Raw genomic sequence first — 2597 nt, 5'->3', positions numbered from 1 at the left:
GGCCAAGGGAGACCCTCGCATGCCGCTTCCACCATCGGGGCCGCGCTCGACCCTGACCTCGCTCGCCGTCATCGCGGCCGTCTGCGTCGGCGCGACCGGGGCGCTCGCCTACACGGCGGGCTGGCTCTCCCCCGACCGCCTGACGCCCACGAAGCTCGTCGACGCGCTCGCGCCGCCGACCGGCCCGGTTCCCGGGTATCGCCGCAACCACGCCAAGGGCATCTGCTTCATCGGTACGTTCGAGGCCAACGGCCAGGGCAGCGCGCTCTCGCGGGCACGCGTCTTCGCGACCGGGCACCATCCGGCCCTGGGGCGGTTCAACCTCGGCACCCCCAATCCGGGCGCGCCGGATGCCACCGTCCGGGTGCGGGGCCTGGGGCTGCAGATCACGGCGGACGACGGCGCGGTGTGGCGCACCGCCATGATCAACGCGCCGGTCTTCCCGGTTTCCACCCCGGAGGCGTTCTACGCCCTGCTGCGGGTCCCGGCGAGCACCGAGCCCAACGCGATGGCGGCCTTCGTCGCCGCGCATCCGGGGTTCGCCCCGTTCGGCGCCTGGGCCAAGAGCCCCGACTGGACCGCGAGCTATGCGCAGGAGCCCTACAACAGCCTCAACGCCTTCCTGGTCACCGACGCGTCCGGCGCCGAGCGGGCGGTGCGCTGGTCGTTCCGTCCCGAGGCGCAGCCGGAGCGGATCACGCCCGAGGACCTGGCCAAGCGCGGCCCCGCCTACCTGGAGCAGGAGATCACGGACCGGGTCGCGGCCGGGCCGCAACGCTGGACGCTTGTCCTCACGGTCGCCGAGCCCGGCGACCCGACCGCCGATCCGAGCCGGGCCTGGCCGGAGGGACGGCGCGGCGTGGAGGCGGGCACCCTGGTGGTTCAGCGCATCGAGCCCGAGGCTGAGGGCCCCTGCCGCGACATCAACTTCGATCCGACGATCCTGCCGGACGGCATCCGGGTCTCCGACGACCCGTTCCCGGCGGCGCGCTCGGCGGCCTACGCGCGTTCCTACGACCTCCGCACCGCGGAGGAGAAGGACTATCCCGGGCGCACGGCGGAGGCGCGGCGATGACGACAGACGGCAAGCGCTTCACGGGCGGCCAGCGGCTGCTGCACTGGTCGATGGCGGCGTGCATCATCGCGATGTTCTTCATCGGGGTCGGCATGGTCTCGACGATCATGCCCACATACGTGCCGTTGCTGGCGACCCATAAGACGCTGGGCGTGGCGATCTTCGTCCTCGCCCTGATCCGGCTGGCGGTGCGGGCGCGAAGCGGGAGCCCGCCCCTGCCGGCCGACCTGCCGGCGCCGATGAAGCTCGCCGCGCACCTGTCCCATTACGGGCTCTACGCGCTCATGTTCGCCATGCCGCTTCTGGGCTGGGCGATGCTGTCGGCCGGGGCCTACCCGGTCGTGCTCTACGGCGGCCTACGCCTGCCCGCGATCCTACCGCAGAACGCCGCGCTCCATACGCTGCTGTGGAACGCGCATTCCTATCTCGCCTTCGCGTTCTTCGCCCTGGTGCTGACCCATGTCGCGGCGGCGCTGTTCCACGCGCTGGTGCGCCGGGACGGCGTGTTCGAGGCGATGGCCCCGGTCGGATCGCGCGGCGGCGCGGCGCCCCGATGAGCCGGCGTCCAGCGCTCGGGCACGGCTCTAGCGCAGCACGCCCTCGGCGAGGGCGCGCTGGATGCCGCGCACGTCGGCGCCCTTCTTCAGGGTGCGCTCGATCGGCTGCGGCGTACCCGAGACCCAGATCTTGAGCTCGGCATCGAGGTCGAAGGTGCCGGCCGTCTCCACCGAGAAGCGGACCACCGCCCGGTAGGGAATCGAGGTGAATTCGACCTTGCTGCCGGTGACGCCCTGCACGTCGATCAGGATGATCCGGCGTTCCGTGAACACGAACACGTCCCGGATGATCTTGAACGCCAGGCGCGCCGTCTCGCCGTCGATCAGGATGCCCGCGAGCCGCCGCTCGAGGGAGGCGGCGTCGACTTCGGCGCCGTGGCCCAGCAATCCGTCCAGCAGACCCATGGCTCGAATGCTCGCTTCGCCTGTTCCGGGGCCGACACCATGCCGCCCGGGTCCCGCGCCGGCAACAGGCCGGCGGTCCGAACCGGTCAACCGACGCGTTGGCGTTTCGGAGGGCGGGCGCTAAAGCCCACGCCATGTTCGATGACGCAGCCGCTCGGCGCTATCTCGCGGGACTGGCCCCGGTCGCTGAAGGGTCGGTGCGCTGGCTCATCCACGACCAGGCCCGGCACTGGGTCTCGGTGGTGGACACCGCGTTGGCGTCGCTGCGGCAGGATTGCGCGCACGTCCTGAGCACCCTGCCGGAGGAGGACCCGGACGCATCCCTGGTCGAGGCGATCCGCGCGTTCCTCGCCGAAGGGCCTGACCGCACCCCGCACGTCATCGCCCTCTCGTGCGCCGTCCTGATGCAGAGCATGGGCGATCCCGACGCGGTCTTCGCTCGGATCCAGTCCGGCGTCATGGCGACCCTTGTCGACGCCGAAGACGTGGTGGTCAGGCCCGTCGCCGCATGACGCGACGGCGGCGCGCGCCCCGACGCGTTGCCCCGCCCGGTTGCCGGC

The 2597-nt window shown here is 72.0% G+C and carries 4 protein-coding genes; 3 read left to right on the top strand and 1 reads right to left on the bottom strand.

Annotated features, from left to right (window positions below):
- Positions 1-19 precede the first annotated feature (19 nt).
- Entirely contained in the window at positions 20-1075 is a 1056-nt protein-coding gene (locus tag FV228_RS26540; RefSeq protein WP_147857261.1) for a catalase family peroxidase, read from the top strand.
- Positions 1072-1632, top strand: coding sequence for a cytochrome b (locus FV228_RS26535; RefSeq protein ID WP_147857260.1), 561 nt, complete (start codon positions 1072-1074; stop codon positions 1630-1632). The genes FV228_RS26540 and FV228_RS26535 overlap by 4 nt, the downstream gene beginning before the upstream one ends.
- Before the next feature lie 27 nt (positions 1633-1659).
- Here the strand turns inward: FV228_RS26535 and FV228_RS26530 are convergent, their stop codons facing one another.
- On the bottom strand, positions 1660-2037 hold the full coding sequence (locus tag FV228_RS26530; protein ID WP_147857259.1) for a PH domain-containing protein: 378 nt from the start codon (positions 2035-2037) through the stop codon (positions 1660-1662).
- A 134-nt stretch (positions 2038-2171) separates the two neighbouring features.
- On the opposite strand from FV228_RS26530, the gene FV228_RS26525 reads away from it, so the two are divergent.
- Positions 2172-2549 (top strand): hypothetical protein, encoded by a 378-nt coding sequence (locus FV228_RS26525; protein WP_147857258.1) that lies wholly within the window; start codon positions 2172-2174, stop codon positions 2547-2549.
- Positions 2550-2597 lie beyond the last annotated feature (48 nt).

This window comes from Methylobacterium sp. WL18 (assembly GCF_008040015.1).
In the GTDB taxonomy this organism is placed as follows: Bacteria; Pseudomonadota; Alphaproteobacteria; order Rhizobiales; family Beijerinckiaceae; genus Methylobacterium; species Methylobacterium mesophilicum.
Note: the sequence above shows the minus strand (reverse complement) of the source record. Positions and strands in the feature narration are given on the sequence as shown.

Bases quoted from the DNA above. Each gene is read 5' to 3' on its own strand.
- FV228_RS26525 (WP_147857258.1), top strand. From the start codon at position 2,172: ATGTTCGATGACGCAGCCGCTCGGCGCTATCTCGCGGGACTGGCCCCG.
- FV228_RS26535 (WP_147857260.1), top strand. From the start codon at position 1,072: ATGACGACAGACGGCAAGCGCTTCACGGGCGGCCAGCGGCTGCTGCAC.
- FV228_RS26540 (WP_147857261.1), top strand. From the start codon at position 20: ATGCCGCTTCCACCATCGGGGCCGCGCTCGACCCTGACCTCGCTCGCC.
- FV228_RS26530 (WP_147857259.1), bottom strand. From the start codon at position 2,037: ATGGGTCTGCTGGACGGATTGCTGGGCCACGGCGCCGAAGTCGACGCC.